We start from the raw sequence: 19,661 nt of genomic DNA, 5'->3' as shown, positions 1-19,661 counted from the left end.
AAAGTTTGCCCATTCTGCCACAAGTGCGCCTCGGGTGCATGGCCTCACAACAGGCAAATTACAAGCCTGCATCCGGCAACCTCAAAACTCCGGGCCAAATACGTAACACACCATTCACCAGTCACACAAAAACAAAACCAAAGTTTCAATAAATACACATTTAAAGTCATGATTTTATTAATTATTTTGCGATTAACAGCCGAGTTAATACAATGCCCGCAAACGGGCAATCCAGAAAGCATTCATGAGTAAAATTAAGGTAGCACTGCTGGTAGATGAATATTTTGGCGGCGCCAAAACCAAATATGGCGGATATGGCTTTTTGGCCAGACATCTGGTGGCCAAACACCTTCCTGACGATCAGGTCGAAGTGGACGTTTTGCTGAAAAAAGACTGCGGCAAAGTGCGTCTGTGGCCCAAGTGTTTTATGGTCGATGGCATCAAGGTATACAAGTTGGCAGCACGGGCCTTTGATTGGGTAAATAACCTGTTTTTGAGACAGAAAAACTATGATGTTTTTCTTTCCATCGAGATGACCACCCACTCCTACCGCATTTTCAGTAAGGCACCGGGAAAAGACAAAAAACTGCTGTTTTGGATCCAGGATCCGAGACCCACCTACGAGTGGGATGAAATCCAGACGGTGAAACTCTTTCCCGAGCCCAGCTACTGGGATGCAGAGATTTACGATTTTGTGAATCAATACGCCCGGAGTGGTCATATACGCTTTATCAGTCAAGCCAAGTGTCTCGATCAAAAGGCCAGAGACCTGTATCGCTTACCCGCCAATACGCCCATCAACTACCTGCCGAACCCCATCGAAATTGATGAGACGTTTGACCTGGACAGTTTCCCGAAGCAGAACAGCATAGTATTCCTTGGCCGTATCGAATCCGTAAAGCGGGGTTGGCTATTCGCCGAAATCGCCAAGGCCATGCCTCAGTACCAGTTTTATATGCTGGGTCAGGCGCACAGGCAGGCTGACGAAAACAATGCCGTAATGTCAGGCTACCAAGCCATTCCCAATCTGCATTTCGTCGGTCATGTGGAAGGCGAGCAAAAGAATCGTTTCCTGAAAGAGGCCAAGGTGCTGGTCAATACCTCCATTCATGAAGCCCTGCCGATTTCTTTCCTCGAGGCCTTGTCCTACGGCACCCTGCTGGTGAGTTGCCAAAATCCCGATGAGCTGGCGAGCAAGTTTGGCGTGTATACCGGCAAGGTGCTCGGGGATGGCTTCGACAAGGTGGAGCTCTTTGTCGCAGCAATAAATCAGCTGCTGGCAAATGATGGCCTCAGACACCAACTCGCAAAAGATGCCATTGCCTATATTAAAGAAGTGCACTCACTGCCTCGCTTCACCCGGGACATCAAGCATGAACTGTTGGCCGTTTGTGCAAACCGTAAGGAGCCAGTGAAAGCAACTGGCCGCACCACCAGCAGCGCAGTACAATAGCCTTTTATCTGTGTGGAACAGAGATGAAACGACTTATAGTAGATTTGGATGGCACCCTCACCAAGGCCGACAACACAGATTACAGTGCGGTGTCGCCCCGGGAAGATGTGATTGCCCGATTGAGACAATATCAGGCAGAAGGATTTGAAATTGTCATCTCCACAGCACGCAATATGCGTACCTTTGAAGGTAACGTGGGCAAGATAAACATCCATACTCTGCCGGTGATCACAGCCTGGCTGGACAAACATCAGGTGCCCTACGACGAAATTCTTGTCGGTAAACCCTGGTGCGGTCATGAAGGCTTTTATATCGATGACAGGGCCATCAGACCGTCTGAATTCGCCCGTCTGAGCCGGGCCGAAATTGAGCAACTGTTCGAAGACGACAAAGCATAGGACGTGCATGTACCTCATTACTTCTGCCGCAATGGTGGCCTCAGAGTTACAGTCTGAGTTCGGACCTCTGCCCCCCTGCTTTTTGCCGGTGGGCAACAAGCGCCTGTTCCATCACCAGCTGGCGTTAATACCCGCTGGCGAACGCACCATCATTACCCTGCCGGAGGGCTTTACCCCCGGCCCTTATGACAGCCAAAGCCTCAAAGACTATGGTGTTGAGCTGTTGTACCTGCCTCCCAGGCTGAATCTGGGAGAATCCATCGTCTATGCCCTTATCCAGCTGGAGTTTGCCGACGATGAACCTTTATATATTCTCCACGGCGATACCCTGTTCGATAGCCTGCCCCGCCAAACCGATTGTCTGGGTCTGAGTCAGGTCGAAGACAACTACAACTGGGCCGAATTTGATACCAAGACTGCCACTCTGCGTCCGTATCATGCTGAGCTAAGACCTTCCAGCGAACTGATTTCAAATGGCTTTTTCAGCTTCTCAGCCCCAAGAGCCCTGATAAGGTACATCACCCAGGCCAAGGGTGACTTTATTACGGGTCTGAATGGCTATATGGATGACAAGGGCCTGACCCCGGTAACCTTGCCCCATTGGTATGATTTTGGTCACAGCCATACCTATTACCAATCCAAAAGCCGGATGACGACTCAGCGCGCTTTTAACGGGATGGCAATTCAGGGGCAGGTCGTCAGAAAATTCAGCCACAAAAAACATAAGCTGGCTGCCGAGGCCAACTGGTATCAAAGTTTGCCAGGGCCCATGCGCGGCTACATCCCACAGCTGCTGGGCTGTGATGAAACTTCTGATGTATTTGGCTACAGCATAGAGTATCTGCACCTGACAGCCTTGAATGAGCTTTACGTATTCAGCCAGCTACCTGCCTTTGCCTGGCGTAAGGTGCTCAAAGCCTGCTGCCAGTTTCTCAAGGATGCCAACAATCATACGGTGGCCGATGCCCAAACCCTCAATGGGCTTTTTATGGATAAGACCCTGAGCCGACTTGAGGATTTCGCCAGCCAGAGCGGCGTCTCTGTCGCCAAGGAAAACCGGATCAATGGCGCCCTGCGCCCTTCTTTGCTGGAGCTGGCCCGGACAAGCTGCAAATATTTGCCCAAAGACAATGGCAGGCAGCACCTGCTTCACGGTGACTTTTGTTTCAGCAATATTCTATATGACTTTCGAACCTGCAATATCAAGGTCATAGACCCGCGTGGGCTGGATGGGAATGACAAACAAACCATCCACGGCAATGGCTTATATGACATAGCCAAGTTGGCCCACTCGGTATTGGGGCTCTACGACGCCATTATTGCCGGTTATTTCAGAGCCGAGCAGCTGGGGCCGGATATTGACTTCAGTATTGCCATCACGCCCAGACGCGAGCAAATCATGGCCGACTTCGTCCAGCTGATGGCCAGCGAGTTCGCCGTCAGCGAAGCCGAGCTCTACGCCATGCAAATTCAGTTGTTCCTCTCCATGTTGCCACTTCACAGCGACAGACCCGATCGGCAGCTTGGCTTTATCGGTAACGCCTATCGACTCTATGACAGGCTGCTTGCCTGCACAGGAAATCCATCATGATAGTGATCCCCATGGCGGGGTTAAGCTCCCGTTTTTTCAACGCTGGCTACACACAGCCCAAATACATGCTCGAAGCCGGCGGCATGCCACTGTTTGACCACGCCCTGCTCAGCTTTGCGGCCTATTTTGGCAATACGCCTTTTTTGTTTATTGTGCGCGACCTGTATGACACTGTGGCCTTCGTCAAAACACGCTGCCAGGCACTGGGCATTAAAGAGTTCAGGATTATTGCCCTGGAGCAGCCAACCCGAGGACAGGCCGAAACCGTGTACCTGGGGCTGAAGGAGGTGCAAGACGCCGAGCCGCTGACGATTTTCAATATAGATACCTTCAGACCCGGATTTACGTTGCCTCCCATCGCCGATACGGCCGATGGCTATCTGGAGGTGTTTCGCGGCGAGGGCAGCAACTGGTCATATGCCAAACCCGCCGATGCCCAGAGCACCCGCGTAGTGCAGACCGCTGAAAAGCAGCCCATATCCGATCTGTGCAGCACAGGGCTTTATTATTTCCGTTATGCCGCCGATTTTCGCCAGGCCTATGAAACCGAAGCCGCACGGCCAGCAAGCGAGTGGCAAAAGCAAGAGCTCTATATAGCACCGCTATACAACCACCTGATAACTCTGGGTAAGGACATTCACTACCACCTTATCGATGCCAGTGAGGTAATCTTCTGCGGTGTGCCAGAGGAATATCAGGCCCTGCTGGCCCAATATTGATATCGCCAAGCCGTGCCATGGTACGGCTCAAGCTCGCTGGTATTAAGCCTATGACAATCAAATTCAGTGATATTACTGTGGTGGTACAGGGACCGGTTCAGGCCTATCAGGGGCGGGATCAGCAAACCGGCATCACCCAAATCTGCCTTGACAGCATCCGCACCCATCTGCCGGGTGCCCGTATCATCCTCTCCACCTGGGAAGGACAGGACTGCACAGGGCTTACCCCGGATCTCTTGCTGCAACACCCGGATCCCGGTGCCAATGTCGTTGCCTACAATGCTCAGGGTGAAGCACAAAAGCTCAACTTTAACCGACAGATAGTCTCTACCCGCGAGGGACTCAAACGGGTCCAGACACCCTATGCAGTCAAGTTAAGGTCGGATAATTTCCTGACCGGAAACGGGTTTGTCGCAGCACTGGCGCAGTTTCCCGCTCGCTGTGCTTCCGATATCCGCTTTACTGAGCCCGTGGTGGTGAATACCAGTTACTTCCGGCGTTATGCCGAAGGGCAGCGTGTCATCATGCACCCCAGCGATTTTTTCCATTTTGGGCGTACGGAAGATCTGCTGAAAATCTGGGACTTGCCTCTGTTCAAAGACAGACCATTCGACCCGGCTCAGGCCGGTAAAGCCCAGTACCACGGGGCACCGCTGACCAGCCCCCATGCCGAGCAAATCTATTGCGACCTGTGGCTCAGACGTCTTGACGATGGCTTTTTGCCCCTGGCGCACCGCCACCAGTTTTCTGCCGGGCAGGCAGAGCGCTGGGACAGGTTTATGGCATCCAACCTGCGGGTGTTGGAACCGGCGCAGTTGGGACTCGGCTTGATTGCGCGCTTTATTCCAAAAACCAAGCGCCCCAATGAAATGAGCCATCTCGATTGGCTGTTGCTTTACCGCCGCTATTGCGACCCCGCGTTTCCCGCATCAGCATTAAAGCTTTTCACCTCTTTGGGCTGGCGACGCCTGCTAAAAATGCCGCTGAGTTATCTCAAATTCCGTCTGACTCTGGGAAAAAAAGCCTGAAAAAATCCCGGCCAGGCCGGGATTTTTTATTATGTGCTGGCCGAATAAAACGTCTCAGACTGTCAGCAGCTTCAGGTACTGGCCTGCGACTGTGGCAGCTCCTACCTGGGTCAGAATTTGTGCATCATCGCAGTTCGGATAGTGGCTCAAGGCTTCATCCATGGCGACCGCCAGCGCTGCTGGATCACGTCTGGGAACCAAAAAGCGCCGCAGTTCTCCGGTGAGAATTTCTTTGGGGCCATGGCGACAGTCGGTACTGACGACCGGGGTACCCACAGCCAGCGACTCAATCAACACCGTGGGTAAGCCTTCATAGTCTGAACTCAATGCCAACAACCTGGCACCCTTTATCCAGGGATAAGGGTTGGTTTGGAATCCGGGAATGATCACCCTGTCCTCAACCCCAAACTTGCGGGCCGACTTGATAGCTTTCTTCTTGTTGTTGCAAAGCAGCACCAATGGTAAGGGGTTGCGCATCTGTTTAAGCGCCGCAAAAAGCACATCATGGCGTTTTTGGCGCGCAAAGCGGCCAACGTGGATGATGTAATCTCCTTTGGGCAGTGCCTCGGGTGTTTGATTGGCCTGGTGCTGAATTTTTTCCAGTTCGAATGGATTGTATATGGTTTGCACCGAGGCGGGTGTCACCCTGCCCACCTCGGCAATCTCATTGGCTATCCCTTTGGAGACGGTGATCAGATGCTGGCCGTTGAGTGATTTTTTCGCCCGCAGCATACTCAGATAGGCAAAGGGACCCAACTTACGCTGGCGTTGCAACTCTTCTTCAATAGAGTTGTGCACCACGCAATATAGCGGTGCCACGCCGGTGCGGGTCATCAGCAGATTGGTTTTATCCAGGTTGGACAGAAACAACTCAAACTTGCCGAAACGCGCCTCAAGCCCTGTTATCCACTGTTGTAACTTCTGTACCGAACCACGGGTACGCCAAAAGCCGTCAATATTGCGCTCATCACCGCCAAAGCAGAAGTGCACCTGCAGGCCAGGTGGAATTTCATGGTGGCAGTCCTGCTGCAACACCAGCAAATGTGGCTCATGGCCCAGCTCCACCAGGGTGGACGCCAGAGTCAACATCACCTTTTCTGCACCGCCACCGGCCAAACTGTCGATGGCAATGGCAATTCTGCGTCCTGTCATGGCTGAACCTCCAGCAAATGCTTAATCTTATTCATGGTCAGTTGCAGGCCATCCATATCGGCTTCGGCTGCCAGAGCCTGCTGCAGTGACGCTGTGGTTTCATCGGAAAACAAAGCGGAAATGTTGGCAGCAAGCTGCTCGGGCTCACAGGCAAGCACCAGCCCTCTGTCGGCACAAACAGCGATGCGTGGCGGCTGGTCTTTGGAAACCGGAGCCGTAAGTACCAGTTTTTTCAAGGCGATAGCCTGTAGCAAGGTATCACCACCGCTCAGCACCGCCGCTTTGGCGGCCACCAGCAAGTTAATAAAGTCGCTGTTGGCGAGAGCACTTAAGCAAATCACCCCCGATGCCTCGGGCAGCGTCTTGGGGTAATTGGGACCAAACACCATCACGGATTTGAGCCCGCTGGCAGCATGGCTGGCTTGGGCCGCCTCAAAAAAGCGGTCTGCCGCGAGGCCACCGGCCAACTTATGCCCGCCTGAGCCGGCGTTAAAGAGCACAAACTCCCCTTCGGCCAGCCCATATTGGGCGAGCAACTCCTGCTGTCTTGCCTTATCCGGCGCGCTGAACACGGGCCCAATACACTCAGGCAGTGGTTTACCAATCAACTTCAGCTTAAAGGCTTCGAAAGCGGAAACGGGGCCAATCACAAATTCCGGCTGTACGACCAGATGGGCATCTGTCACCCGGGCGCGGCCGATTTTCATACCGCGGCTGCGCTTGCGCCTGTGCTGGCTGAAAAACACGACCTTGGCGCCCTGGGCATGGGCCCGAGCCAGCTGAGACTTGCGGCCGGATGCATCAAAGAGCACCACATCGGGGCGAAATGTCTCCATGATGTCGTTCACGGCTTTCACTTCTTTGGTGGGCGTGCGATCCAGCAGTTTGGTTGGATATGGGCAGCTGGCTGCGTAGGGGGCTTCCTTACTTAGAATGAAACACACCTCGGCAGCAGGCCAACAGCGCTTCACTTCGTCTGCAACGATCAGCGAGCGCATGTACTCTCCCATGCCTTCTGCAGAAGACACCGGGATAAACAAAAATTTCGGGGCCATAGATTGAGTGACCGCAGAGTTTGGGGCCATTGATATAGTCATAACCTTACACCTCCTGGGTGGCGACATCCGTAGCCTTGTCGAACATGCGGCAAACGTCGGCAACTTCAATTTTTTCCATCAGAGTTGCTCCCTTCGCCCGGGTTCCCCAGGGGATTTGCTGATTGGGATACTGCTCGGCAATCACCTGGTCATAGACGCTGACGGTCAGCTCGCGGCTGAAATAAGGTCCGGTACGGCCAGGGTTGGAATGGGCATAGAGACCAATCACGGGCGTGCCCTGAGTGACCGCCATGTGGGCAGGACCGGTATCCGGTGCAATTACCACTGAAACCCGTTTTAATAGCGCCAAAAGCTGAACCAAAGAGGTTTTTCCAACAAGATTGGTTAGCTTTGACGAACAATTGGCCTCAATAGCCGCTGCCAAATCTTTTTCAAGTTGTGCCGGGCCGCCGCAGAGCAGCACCCTGTATCCTTTGGACACGGCATAGTCGGCCACGGCGGCGTAACGTTCGGGCAGCCAGTTGCGCTCGGCCTTGCTGGCAGCGGCGCAAATGGCCAGCACCATTTCGCCATCGGCAACCAGTTCCTTCGCGAACGCTTCGTCTGCAGCAGGAATATGCATGTCCCATGAGGGAGACAGCTCGGTCACGTCAAGTTTCCTGGCAAAGCCCATAAAGCCTTCCAATACATGGGGCGTCGCGAGGGCGTCGACCCGCTCGTTGGTGACCAACCACTGGCCCTCTTTGGCGCGGGCACGGTCAAAACCAATACGCACTTTGGCCGGGATCATCAGGGAGGCGATGGTGGCCCTTAGCGCCACCTGCATATGCAAAAGTACATCGAAATGGCGCCCCTTGAGCGCACGGCGCAACTGACCATAGGCCTTAAAACCCTGCGACTTATCGAAAATCACAAACTCGATGCCCGGTAAATGCTTGAGCAGTTGATATTCCACTTTGCCTATCACCCAGGTGATGGCGAGGTCAGGATAACGGCGCTGAATAGCCTGCACCATGGCCACGGCATGGCACACATCGCCGATAGCAGAGAGGCGGAGCAAACACAGGGATTTCATCAGGCTGGGATCAAATGTCATGGTTGGGCTGGCCTTGGTGCAAAGCCCGGATCTTAATGTAGAATGGCCGCAGGTTCCACGCTTTGGACAAGAATTCCCGCGATGCAGCAACAAAACCATCCGCCCTATACCCTGGCCATTGCCCAGGGCGAGTCCATCTCTCTGGACCCGGCCCATTTCACCCCTGAACATTGGCAGGCGCTCGCCGCCGTAACAGGTACCTCAAAAGGGCGTTATACCACCTGGTTTGTGCGCCACCCCGAGGCCAATCAGGACTGGGTGCTGCGGCATTACTGGCGCGGTGGGCTGATGGAAAAGTTCAGTAAAGATAGCTACCTGTATACGGGTATGGCGAATACCCGCGCCATCGCCGAGTTGGCTTTGCTTGAAAAGCTCCATGCAGAAGACTTTCCCGTACCCCGCCCAGTGGGTGCCAGGGTACGTCGATATGGTCTCTGGTACAGCGCCGATATCCTGATTGAGCGGATGCCGGGCTGTCGCGACCTGCTGGCCTGGCTGGAACAAGGTCCATTGGAAGAGGCTGAGTGGAAAGCCCTGGGGGCTTGCATCGCCCGATTTCATCGCCGCGGCGTCTACCATGCCGATCTCAACGCCAAAAATATCCTCAAGGGGCCGCAGGGCTTTGCGCTGATTGATTTTGACCGGGGTGAAATCCGCACACCATCAACTAGCTGGCAGCAGGCCAACCTGTCCAGATTGAGACGTTCTTTTGATAAAGAAAAAGGCAAGCTTCCCTCGCTTGCCTTCGATGAATCCTGCTGGCAATGGCTGCTGGAGGGTTACGCCGCGGCGTAACCCAGCACTGCCAGTTGACGACTGAGCGCCCCACGATTGCTCTCCACGACTCTTAACCCAGCCTCTCCGGCGGTTAGGCGGCCACTGTTATCCTGCGCAGTTATCAGCAACCAGTGGTTAAAGGCGTCCGGGGTAGCACACAGGGTGAGATTACCCGCCTGCTGCAGCAGCTGGGTAATTTCTTTAAAGTCCCAATGGTTGGGACCCATGGCAACCGGTAAGCCCATGGCTGCGGGTTCCAGGGGATTGTGGCCGCCATTTACCACCAGAGTGCCGCCCACAAAGGCCATATCGGCCGCGCCGTACCAGGTCAGCAGCTCACCCATGGTGTCGCCAAGCAGCACCTGAGTACCTGCCGTCGGCGCTTCTCCCTCACTGCGCAGGGCCAGCTTAAAGCCACTGTCACCTATGGCACGCGCCGCGTTGGTAAACTGCTCAGGATGCCTTGGCACCATAATCAGCAGCGCCTCGGGGAACCTCTCGAGTAGTTGGCGATGGGCGCTGAGCATGGTGTCGAACTCACCGGGATGTACACTGCCCGCCACCCACACCAGATGGTCTTGCCGTCCCCAACTTTGGCGCAGCTGCCGGGCCGCTTCACGTCGGGATGCCGGGATCTGAATATCAAACTTCAAACTGCCACACACATGTATCCGTGAGGCGTCCACTCCGAGCGTCACAAAGCGTTCTGCTTCTTTGGCGGTTTGCACCGCAATCTGGTCCAGCGACTTGAGCATGGGCACAGTGAGGGCCGCGAACTTTTGATAACTGGCGGCGGATTTTTCTGACAAACGGGCATTGAGCAAAGAGACCCTGGCGCCCCGGGCCCTGGCGCCGGCGATGAGGTTTGGCCACAGCTCGGTTTCCATGATGATAAGCTCGGCGCAGCCCAGTTGGTTCAAAAAGCGGTTAACGGCAAACCCAAGGTCAAAGGGTAAGTAACAATGTTGTACCCGATCGTCAAAGGCCTTGATGACTTCTGCCGAGCCCGTGGGGCTGGACGTGGTCACTGTGATGCGGAGATCTGGCCTGGCCACCATGATGGCACGAATAAGGGGTATGGCAGCTAGGGTCTCGCCCATGGACACTGAATGGATCAAAATATCTGTTGGCATCAGTGCCTTAAAGCCAAATCGCTCGCCCCAGCGGCCACGATAATCCGGGCTCTTAATGGCACGCTGCACCAGGTAAAGTACCAAGAGTGGCGACAGCAGATATAAGAGAACTGAATAGAGCAATCGAGCCATAAGTACCAAGAGAAGTATGAGTTTTGCCTGATGAATTACGGCAATGTTAACATAAGCCGGGAAGCAGGAATAAGCACAGAGCGATTAGCCAGGAAGCGGCGCGCCATAATAAAGACAGGATACCAATGAAAACCCGCGACAAAATCATTCAGGCCAGCCTGGAGCTCTTTAACGAGCATGGCGAGCGCACCATCACGACCAATCATATTGCTGCCCATCTGGATATCAGTCCCGGCAACCTCTATTACCACTTCCGCAACAAGGAAGACATCATCCGCTGCATCTTCGACCAGTACGAACAGCACCTGTTGCTGGGCTTTAAGCCCTATGCGGATCAAAAGGTCGACCTCGAACTGCTGATGAGCTATTTCGATGCCATGTTCTACACCATGTGGCAGTTCCGCTTTATGTACGCCAACCTGGCCGATATTCTCGCGAGGGATGAAACCCTGAAGGCCCGTTATCTCAAGGTCCAACAAGCCGTACTGGAACAGTCGATTGCCGTTCTCAATCAATTGAAAAAAGACGGTATTTTACAAATAGAAGACGAGCGTATTGCTGATTTGGCCGATACCATCAAGATGATTATCGGCTTTTGGATCAGCTACAAGCTGACCCAGTCCAGCATTGCCACCATCAGCAAGGCATCGCTTTATGAAGGTCTGTTACGGGTACTGATGATTTTCAAGGCCTATTCCACCCCGGATTCACTGGCCAATTTCGATCGTCTCGAGCAGCATTTTCGCTCTCAAACCAACTGATACAGGCCTCTACCGTCCACCTCTGGCCAACTTGATGATCCGGTGACATTTTCAGCGTCACCGGACTACAATCAAACAATATCCGCGCGGCACACCCCAAGGTTACAAATTAGTTTTTTTTATGTGAAAACCTCACCAGCCCTAGCGCAATTTATGCGGCCATTAGTGCATCAAAAATAAGCTGCGGGCCGATTGGGTTTAGGGGTAGAATGCCGTCACTCCAACAAAAGCAGAATAAAGTTAACTAAGGAGAGACCAGTGGCATCAACCTCATTCTACGAGCAGATCAAACAACAACTCGCTGACGTTAAGGCCGAAGGGCTCTACAAAAGCGAGCGCGTGATCGTCTCACCGCAACAGACTGCAATTAAGGTTGGCAGCGATGAAGTAATCAACTTCTGCGCCAATAACTATCTGGGCCTGGCCAACCACCCTGAGCTGGTTAAAGCCGCTCAAGCTGGTCTGGCCGACCACGGCTTCGGTATGGCCTCAGTGCGCTTTATCTGCGGCACCCAGGACATCCACAAACAGCTGGAAGCCAAACTGTCTGAATTCCTCGGCACCGAAGACACCATCCTGTATTCCTCTTGCTTCGATGCCAACGCCGGCCTGTTCGAAACCCTGCTCGGCCCCGAAGATGCCATCGTCTCCGATGCACTGAACCACGCCTCTATCATCGACGGCGTACGTCTGTGTAAAGCCATGCGTTTCCGCTATGCCAACAACGACATGACCGATCTGGAAACTCAGCTTAAGGCAGCCCGCGATGCCGGTGCCCGCCACATCCTGATTGCCACCGATGGTGTGTTCTCCATGGATGGCGTGATTGCCAACCTCAGGGGTGTGTGCGACCTTGCCGACCAATACGGCGCACTGGTGATGGTAGACGACTCCCACGCCGTGGGCTTTATCGGCCAAAATGGCCGTGGCACCCACGAGTATTGTGGCGTGATGGACCGTGTAGACATCATTACCGGCACCCTGGGTAAGGCCCTTGGTGGCGCTTCGGGTGGTTACACCTCGGGTAAAAAAGAGGTGATCGACTGGCTGCGTCAGCGTTCACGCCCTTATCTGTTCTCCAACTCACTGGCACCATCCATCGTGGCCGCCTCTATCCGCGTATTGGATATGCTCAAAGAAGGTCAGGAACTGCGTGAAGCGGTGTGGGAAAACAGCCGTTATTTCCGTGAAAAAATGTCCGCCGCCGGTTTCACCCTGGCCGGTGCCGACCATGCCATCGTTCCGGTCATGCTGGGCGATGCCAAGCTGGCAGCCGAATTTTCGGCCCGCCTGCTCAAAGAAGATATCTACGTGATTGGTTTCTCTTTCCCTGTGGTGCCAAAGGGCCAGGCCCGTATCCGTACCCAGATGTCTGCCGCCCACACCCGTGCGCAGCTGGACAAGGCCATTGAAGCCTTCACCCGTATTGGTAAGGAAATGGGCATCATCTGATGTCCATTTTGGAGTAAGCACATGAAAGCTCTTGCTAAACTCAAGCCTGAAGAAGGCATTTGGATGGTTGATGCCCCCAAGCCGGAAATGGGCCACAACGATCTGCTGATCAAAATCCGTAAAACCGCCATCTGCGGCACTGACGTGCATATCTACAACTGGGACGAGTGGTCACAAAAAACCATCCCCGTGCCCATGGTAGTAGGTCACGAATACGTGGGCGAAGTGGTAGGTATCGGCCAGGAAGTCCGTGGCTTCAAGATTGGTGACCGCGTCTCCGGTGAAGGCCACATCACCTGTGGTCATTGCCGTAACTGCCGCGCCGGCCGCACGCACCTGTGCCGCAACACCACAGGCGTGGGTGTAAACCGAGAAGGCTCGTTCGCCGAATATCTGGTGATCCCGGCCTTTAACGCGTTCAAGATCCCCGATGACATCAGCGACGACCTGGCCGCCATCTTCGACCCATTCGGCAACGCAGTGCACACAGCCCTGTCGTTCGATCTGGTGGGTGAAGACGTGCTGATCACAGGCGCCGGTCCCATCGGCATCATGGCCGCTGCCGTGTGCCGCCACGTGGGCGCCCGTCATGTGGTGATCACCGACGTGAACGAATATCGCCTGGAGCTGGCCCGCAAAATGGGAGCGACCCGTGCGGTGAACGTGGCCAAGGAAAACCTGAAAGATGTGATGAAAGACCTCGGCATGACCGAAGGCTTTGACGTTGGCCTGGAAATGTCCGGCGTACCTGCCGCCTTCCATTCCATGCTGGATACCATGAACCACGGCGGCAAAATCGCCATGCTGGGTATTCCCGGCGGCGAAATGGCCATCGACTGGAGCAAGGTGATCTTCAAGGGACTCATTATCAAGGGCATCTACGGCCGTGAAATGTTTGAGACCTGGTACAAGATGGCCAGCCTGCTGCAATCGGGCCTGGACTTGTCCCCCATTGTTACCCACCACTTCAAGGTGGACGACTTCCAGCAAGGCTTCGACGCCATGCGTTCCGGCCAATCCGGTAAAGTCATTCTCAGCTGGGATTAATCTCCCGTAAGCGCGTGCAAACCACAACGGGTGTGCACGGCTTAGCTATCCCAACAGGGCACTGTACAGACTGCAGTGCCCTGTTGCACACTACCCCTGTCGCTTTTCATTTACCGAGGATCTCATGTCTGCTTTCAAGCATCTGAGCGTCAACGAACTCATTCACATGCGCACCGAGCAAGGTACTGATGTACAAATTGCCGATATCCGCGATCCCCAAAGCTTTGCCAATGGCCACATAGAGGGTGCTGTAAACCTGAGCAACGATAACCTGGCCCGCTTTATCGCCGAATCCGATATGGATAAGCCCCTGGTGGTGGTGTGCTATCACGGTATCAGCAGCCAGAATGCCGCCGCCTATTTGGTGGAGCAGGGTTTCGACCAGGTATACAGCCTCGATGGCGGTTACAGCGCCTGGCATATGGCCAATCTCTGATGGAATTCGGCCGACTGCCCAACGCCAGAGCGGCTCAGGCCCTGGTGGATTACCTCAAGAGCCGGGGTATCGACTGCCATATCAGCCCGGTTGCCGAGGGCGTGAGCCTGTCGGTTGTTAAGCCACAGGATCTGGCTGCAGCACAGGCCGAATTCGAGAATTTCCTGCGTCATCCAGGTGATGAAAAATACCTTGCGGCATCCTGGGAAACCGGCAGTACAGACACTCAACTTAACTACGGGTCTCCCGGTCTTGCGCTGCTGAGCCGCTTTGTGACCGCAGCCGGCCCCATCACCCTCACGATATTTGCGTTATGCATACTGGTGTACGGCGCCTTTAATCTGGGCTTTGCCGAACCCACCTACGCACTGCTGAGCTTTTTCGGCGCCAGCGGCACCGACCAAAGTGCCGAGATCTGGCGCGTCTTCACCCCGACCCTGATGCATTTTTCACTGATGCATATCAGCTTTAATCTCTTGTGGTGGTGGTATCTGGGCGGAAAAATTGAAACCCGTATCGGCTCCTGGCCACTGATGATATTACTGCTTGTGGCCGGCACCCTGCCCAACCTCATTCAGTATTATGTTTCGGGCCCTAACTTTGGTGGTTTGTCCGGGGTTGTGTATGCGGTCGCAGGCTACACCTTTGTGATGGGTATCAGAAAGCCCTCTGCCGGTATCTATCTGCCACCAAGCTATATGGGCTTTATGCTGGTTTGGCTGATATTGGGATTCTTTGATTTTCTCGGGCTTTCCATGGCCAATGGCGCCCACTTGGGTGGACTCGCGGTGGGTCTGCTGCAGGGTTTATGGGACAGTCGCCGCCGTTAGCAGTCGAGGGCGAACTATACGCCCCCGAAACCTGCTGGTAAACGCAACAGCCACATGTATATCAGGCCATCGACAGCACTTTGTTAACCAGCTTTTCAATGCCCGAATGCGCCTCGGCAATGTTGCCTGCCAACATATATGCCGGAGTGCTCACTATCTTGTTGGCCTCATCCACCACAATCTCGTGTACTGACGCATCCCGATGATCGCCGCCCATGGAACAAAAAGCTTCACTGGTGCCCTTGTCGTGACCAATGGTTCCGATGGCACCCTTACCGTAGAGCTTGGGGATCATTACAGGTGCAATACAGATAAAGCCTACCGGCTTTTTCGCCAGGGCGAACTCAGCAATAAAATCACGCACCTCGGGTGCCACGTCGCAATCGGCGCCGACCAGGGCGAAATTGCACAGGTTTTTTGCCGCACCAAAACCACCGGGAATAATCAGCGCATCGAAGTCGGCCACATTTAACTCTGTGGTGGCCTTAATGTCCCCACGGGCAATACGCGCAGCCTCAACCAACACGTTGCGATGTTCGTCTTGGGCAACTTCGCCGGACAGATGATTGACCACATGCAGCTGAGGAATATCAGGGGCAAAACACTGATAACGGGCACCGGCCTTGGCCAGGGACAACAATGTCAGTACCGCTTCATGAATTTCGCTGCCATCAAAGACACCACAGCCCGCCAAGAGTACTGCGATATTTTTCATAAAAAATTCCCTCTTATGTAATTTGGTTTTAACAAGATGGTCACATATTGGTTGATCTGATTAAAAATCGTGCTAAGTTATTTCATCAGCTTTGGCATGGCACAGGATGTAGCATCGCTCGCCGGGGTGATAAAAACAACCAACAAAGAAATCCACAGATCAGGATGATTTAACGGAATTGCCAGACACTTCACAGAAATAGAATTAATTAATAATAATCAACAACATAAAAACATGTTCTTCAGCCTTATCGAAAAACACTCCAACTTGTTGTTCTTTTAGCTCACAGACTTATCCACAAGCCGTGAGCCGCTTGCTGTGGCCGAATTCCTGTATCTGTGGCATGCTAAGCCCCCAAGAATCCATGGACTGTTGAAGCCGAATCTATGCCTGATATTGCCAGCAACCCGCTCATCCTTGTGGATGGTTCTTCCTATCTTTATCGCGCCTATTATGCACCACCACATTTAACCAATTCCAAAGGCGAAGCCACCGGCGCAGTGTATGGTGTGGTTAACATGCTGCGCAGTCTGCTGTCCCGCTACCGCCCAACGCAAATGGCGGTAGTATTTGATGCCAAGGGCCCAACATTCCGCAATGAGATGTATCAGGAATACAAGGCCCATCGCCCTCCCATGCCGGACGATCTGCGCAGCCAGATAGCCCCGCTGCATCGCATCATCAAGGCGCTGGGTATTCCGCTTATCAGCATTTCCGGCGTTGAGGCCGACGACGTGATTGGCACTATCGCCATTCAGGCCGGGAACGAAGGTCGCAGCGTGCTTATCAGCACCGGCGATAAAGACATGGCGCAGTTGGTGAACGAACATATCACCCTGATCAACACCATGACTGACACCATCCTTGGGCCGGACGAAGTGGCCACCAAGTTCGGCGTGGGACCAGAGCTGATTATCGACCTGCTGGCGATGATGGGCGATAAGGCAGATAACATCCCAGGCCTGCCCGGCGTTGGCGAGAAGACCGCGCTGGCAATGCTCACCGGCGCCGGTGGCGTAGCCAAGCTACTCTCCGACCCCGACTGTGTCACCGAGCTCGGCTTTCGCGGCGCTAAAACCATGGCAGCAAAAATTCGTGATAATGCGGCAATGCTGGAGCTGTCCTACAAGCTCGCCACCATCAAAACGGATGTGGAGCTCGAGCAGGATTGGCATCAGTTATCATTGAGTGAGCCAAACCGGAACGAGCTTATCGCCTGCTATGGCGAGATGGAGTTTAAACGCTGGCTTGCCGAAGTGCTGGACAACAAATCGCCCCTGGGTTCCAAGGCTTCAGCACCGCTGGCAAGCCAGGAGACCACAGAGACCCCGGTAGCTACCGCCATCGAAACCCAATACGACACCCTGCTGACCGAAGCCGAGCTTAATGCCTGGCTCGAGAAGCTGAGTAAAGCCGAATTGATAGCTGTGGATACCGAGACTACCAGTCTCGACTATATGCAGGCCGAGTTGGTTGGTCTGTCGTTTGCCATCGAGCCCGGCAAAGCCGCTTATCTGCCGCTGGGACACGACTATCCGGGCGCACCGGAGCAATTGCCGCGCCAAGCGACTCTCGCCAAGCTCAAGCCACTGCTTGAAAATCCGGACATTAAGAAGGTTGGCCAAAACCTTAAGTATGATATGAGTGTGCTGGCCAATGCCGGTATCCAGCTCAAGGGTGTGGCCTTCGATACCATGCTTGAGTCTTATGTGTTCAACTCGGTGGCAAGCCGCCACGACATGGACGGGCTGGCGCTCAAGTATCTGGGGCATAAGAACATCGGCTTCGAAGACATCGCCGGTAAGGGTGCCAAGCAACTGACCTTTAACCAAATCGCGTTGGAACAGGCAGCTCCCTACGCGGCCGAAGATGCCGATATCACCTTAAGGCTGCATCAGCATTTGTGGCCACGGCTGGTTAAAGAAGAAGGCCTGGAATCGGTGTTTACCGAACTCGAACTGCCGCTGATTGATGTGTTGTCAGACATCGAACGTCGCGGCGTGCTCATTGATAGCATGTTACTGGGCCAGCAGAGCGAAGAGCTGGCGCGCAAGATTGATGAGCTTGAGCAAAGCGCCCACGAGATTGCCGGTGAACCCTTTAACCTGTCGTCCACCAAGCAGTTGCAGGAGCTGTTTTTCACCAAGCTGGGTTATCCAGTCATCAAAAAGACTCCCAAGGGTGCCCCTTCCACCGCAGAAGAAGTGCTGGTTGAATTGGCGCTGGACTACCCACTGCCGAAAATCATCCTCGAGCACCGCAGCCTGACCAAGCTCAAGAGTACTTATACCGATAAGCTGCCACTGATGATCAATGGCCGTACCGGTCGCGTGCACACCAGCTACCATCAGGCCAACGCCGCGACAGGCCGCCTGTCGTCCAGCGACCCGAACCTGCAGAATATTCCTATTCGCACCGAAGAAGGCCGTCGTATCCGTCAGGCCTTTGTTGCGCCCGAAGGCAAACGCATTCTGGCGGCGGACTATTCGCAGATTGAACTGAGGATCATGGCGCATCTGTCGCAGGACGAAGGCTTACTGCGCGCCTTTGCCCAAGGCAAAGACATTCACCGTGCCACTGCAGCCGAAGTGTTTGATGTGGCATTTGAAACAGTGACATCAGAGCAGCGCCGACGCGCCAAGGCGGTGAACTTCGGCCTCATCTACGGCATGTCTGCCTTCGGCCTGGCCCGTCAGTTGGATATTCCCCGCAACGAGGCCCAAAGCTACATTGATACCTACTTTAAGCGCTATCCAGGCGTACTCAAATACATGGAAGAAACTCGCGCCATGGCTTCTGAACAGGGTTATGTCAGTACCCTGTTTGGCCGCCGCCTGTATTTGCCGGAAATACGCGACCGTAATGCCATGCGCAGGCAGGCTGCCGAGCGCGCTGCCATTAACGCCCCCATGCAGGGCACGGCTGCAGACATCATCAAGAAGGCGATGATAGCTATCCAGCATTGGATTAAGACCGAGACTCAGGGCGAAATTCAGATGATTATGCAGGTACACGATGAACTGGTGTTTGAAGTAGATGCCGATAAGGCCGATGCACTGAAAGACAAGGTGTGTGAACTGATGGCGCAGGCGGCAAGCCTCGATGTGCCATTACTGGCCGAAGCAGGCCTGGGCGATAACTGGGACCAGGCTCACTGATAACTAGCTCCATCCGCTGGCTGCAAACGGTTGCAGTCAGCGGCTTCTTCGGGTTATCCCCCACTCCCGCTCGACACACCACCGCTATACCCGCTTCTATACCAAACTTGGTTGCGCAAAATAACGGAAGCTATTCTCTGGTGATAAACACCTGATATTTATAGTTAAAAAACAGTGCCCAACGGAGCCGATACTGCGCCCAATCCACCTTGCTTACCCGGATTATGTGGGTTCGCGTATGAGGTAGTGAGTGTACCCTCTATAGGCATTTCCCTGCCTTTCCATCGGTTTTGGCCGCCTTAGCCGTCTTAAGCACCGAACAATCCGCACCGCATTCGGCAAAACAATCAACTATTGAGTAAAAACTCTGAATGTAGCTTTTTGATCAGGAATTTTTTAAAGAAACCCAATAACGATCTAAGGCACTGTTTATAAGCCTTAATTTGTAATTATCAGATCAAATATAGCTGCTTAAATGAGCACACTCGTGAGATCGACCTCACATTATTGTCGCTTTTTCACAAAAACTGTTTTCATATTTCCGTCAATTGCAGTATTATTCTCGGCGTAGGGTACAGAGGTTAAGATGTTCTATCTTTCAGACCTTTATTTCACTTGATAGTGATGCCAAATAATGGCGCCCCAGCATCTCGTATGCTGGGGCTTTTTTTATGCCCTGAAAAAATATTAGAGCTTTTACTTTAATTTTACAGTGAGAGCGGATA

The 19,661-nt window shown here is 53.7% G+C and carries 17 protein-coding genes; 12 read left to right on the top strand and 5 right to left on the bottom strand.

The window, feature by feature from the left end; genetic code table 11:
• The first annotated feature begins 244 nt into the window (after positions 1-244).
• The 5 genes from K0H79_RS00510 to K0H79_RS00490 are packed head-to-tail and all read left to right on the top strand — an operon-like array spanning position 245 to position 5,189.
• A complete protein-coding gene (locus K0H79_RS00510) occupies positions 245-1,453 on the top strand; it encodes a glycosyltransferase family 4 protein (RefSeq protein WP_220076973.1) in 1,209 nt (402 codons plus the stop codon).
• 23 nt (positions 1,454-1,476) lie between these two features.
• Complete coding sequence (locus tag K0H79_RS00505; RefSeq protein ID WP_220076972.1) at positions 1,477-1,851, top strand: HAD hydrolase family protein; 375 nt, start codon at positions 1,477-1,479, stop codon at positions 1,849-1,851.
• Positions 1,852-1,858: 7 nt separating this feature from the next.
• Entirely contained in the window at positions 1,859-3,442 is a 1,584-nt protein-coding gene (locus tag K0H79_RS00500; protein ID WP_220076971.1) for a capsular biosynthesis protein, read from the top strand.
• A complete protein-coding gene (locus K0H79_RS00495; protein ID WP_220076970.1) occupies positions 3,439-4,161 on the top strand; it encodes a glycosyltransferase family 2 protein in 723 nt (240 codons plus the stop codon). The genes K0H79_RS00500 and K0H79_RS00495 overlap by 4 nt, the downstream gene beginning before the upstream one ends.
• 50 nt (positions 4,162-4,211) lie before the next feature.
• Positions 4,212-5,189 (top strand): WavE lipopolysaccharide synthesis family protein, encoded by a 978-nt coding sequence (locus K0H79_RS00490; protein WP_220076969.1) that lies wholly within the window; start codon positions 4,212-4,214, stop codon positions 5,187-5,189.
• 54 nt (positions 5,190-5,243) lie between these two features.
• On the opposite strand, the gene K0H79_RS00485 is transcribed toward K0H79_RS00490, so the two are convergent.
• From K0H79_RS00485 to K0H79_RS00475, 3 genes are read right to left on the bottom strand one after another with little or no spacing between them, the layout of a single operon-like run.
• Positions 5,244-6,341 carry a glycosyltransferase gene (locus K0H79_RS00485; protein WP_220076968.1) on the bottom strand — a complete coding sequence of 366 codons (1,098 nt, stop codon included), beginning with the start codon at positions 6,339-6,341 and terminating at the stop codon, positions 5,244-5,246.
• Positions 6,338-7,438: a hypothetical protein gene (locus tag K0H79_RS00480; RefSeq protein WP_220076967.1), complete on the bottom strand. Its 1,101-nt coding sequence runs from the start codon at positions 7,436-7,438 to the stop codon at positions 6,338-6,340. The genes K0H79_RS00485 and K0H79_RS00480 overlap by 4 nt, the downstream gene beginning before the upstream one ends.
• A 4-nt stretch (positions 7,439-7,442) precedes the next feature.
• Positions 7,443-8,495: a glycosyltransferase family 9 protein gene (locus K0H79_RS00475; protein ID WP_220076966.1), complete on the bottom strand. Its 1,053-nt coding sequence runs from the start codon at positions 8,493-8,495 to the stop codon at positions 7,443-7,445.
• 81 nt (positions 8,496-8,576) lie between these two features.
• Here K0H79_RS00475 and K0H79_RS00470 point away from each other — a divergent pair, with 81 nt between their 5' ends.
• Complete coding sequence (locus tag K0H79_RS00470) at positions 8,577-9,290, top strand: 3-deoxy-D-manno-octulosonic acid kinase (RefSeq protein ID WP_258405445.1); 714 nt, start codon at positions 8,577-8,579, stop codon at positions 9,288-9,290.
• On the opposite strand, the gene waaA is transcribed toward K0H79_RS00470, so the two are convergent.
• Positions 9,275-10,537, bottom strand: coding sequence for a lipid IV(A) 3-deoxy-D-manno-octulosonic acid transferase (gene waaA / locus K0H79_RS00465; protein WP_220076964.1), 1,263 nt, complete (start codon positions 10,535-10,537; stop codon positions 9,275-9,277). The genes K0H79_RS00470 and waaA overlap by 16 nt on opposite strands.
• A gap of 125 nt (positions 10,538-10,662) precedes the next feature.
• On the opposite strand from waaA, the gene K0H79_RS00460 reads away from it, so the two are divergent.
• From K0H79_RS00460 to glpG, 5 genes are all read left to right on the top strand, one after another.
• Positions 10,663-11,298, top strand: coding sequence for a TetR/AcrR family transcriptional regulator (locus K0H79_RS00460; protein WP_220066274.1), 636 nt, complete (start codon positions 10,663-10,665; stop codon positions 11,296-11,298).
• A gap of 258 nt (positions 11,299-11,556) precedes the next feature.
• A complete protein-coding gene (locus K0H79_RS00455) occupies positions 11,557-12,750 on the top strand; it encodes a glycine C-acetyltransferase (RefSeq protein ID WP_220076963.1) in 1,194 nt (397 codons plus the stop codon).
• Positions 12,751-12,771: 21 nt separating this feature from the next.
• On the top strand, positions 12,772-13,797 hold the full coding sequence (gene tdh, locus K0H79_RS00450; protein ID WP_220066272.1) for an L-threonine 3-dehydrogenase: 1,026 nt from the start codon (positions 12,772-12,774) through the stop codon (positions 13,795-13,797).
• Between the two features lie 124 nt (positions 13,798-13,921).
• A complete protein-coding gene (gene glpE, locus K0H79_RS00445) occupies positions 13,922-14,233 on the top strand; it encodes a thiosulfate sulfurtransferase GlpE (protein WP_203325613.1) in 312 nt (103 codons plus the stop codon).
• Positions 14,230-15,063: a rhomboid family intramembrane serine protease GlpG gene (gene glpG / locus K0H79_RS00440; protein WP_220078052.1), complete on the top strand. Its 834-nt coding sequence runs from the start codon at positions 14,230-14,232 to the stop codon at positions 15,061-15,063. The genes glpE and glpG overlap by 4 nt, the downstream gene beginning before the upstream one ends.
• Before the next feature lie 61 nt (positions 15,064-15,124).
• On the opposite strand, the gene elbB is transcribed toward glpG, so the two are convergent.
• Positions 15,125-15,778: an isoprenoid biosynthesis glyoxalase ElbB gene (elbB, locus tag K0H79_RS00435; protein WP_220076962.1), complete on the bottom strand. Its 654-nt coding sequence runs from the start codon at positions 15,776-15,778 to the stop codon at positions 15,125-15,127.
• Between the two features lie 386 nt (positions 15,779-16,164).
• Here elbB and polA point away from each other — a divergent pair, with 386 nt between their 5' ends.
• Complete coding sequence (gene polA, locus K0H79_RS00430) at positions 16,165-18,936, top strand: DNA polymerase I (protein WP_220076961.1); 2,772 nt, start codon at positions 16,165-16,167, stop codon at positions 18,934-18,936.
• The last annotated feature ends 725 nt before the right edge of the window (positions 18,937-19,661 follow it).

It is taken from the genome of Shewanella sp. FJAT-52076 (assembly GCF_019457455.1).
In the GTDB taxonomy this organism is placed as follows: domain Bacteria; phylum Pseudomonadota; class Gammaproteobacteria; order Enterobacterales; family Shewanellaceae; genus Shewanella; species Shewanella zhangzhouensis.
This window is presented reverse-complemented; position numbering and strand designations above follow the sequence as displayed.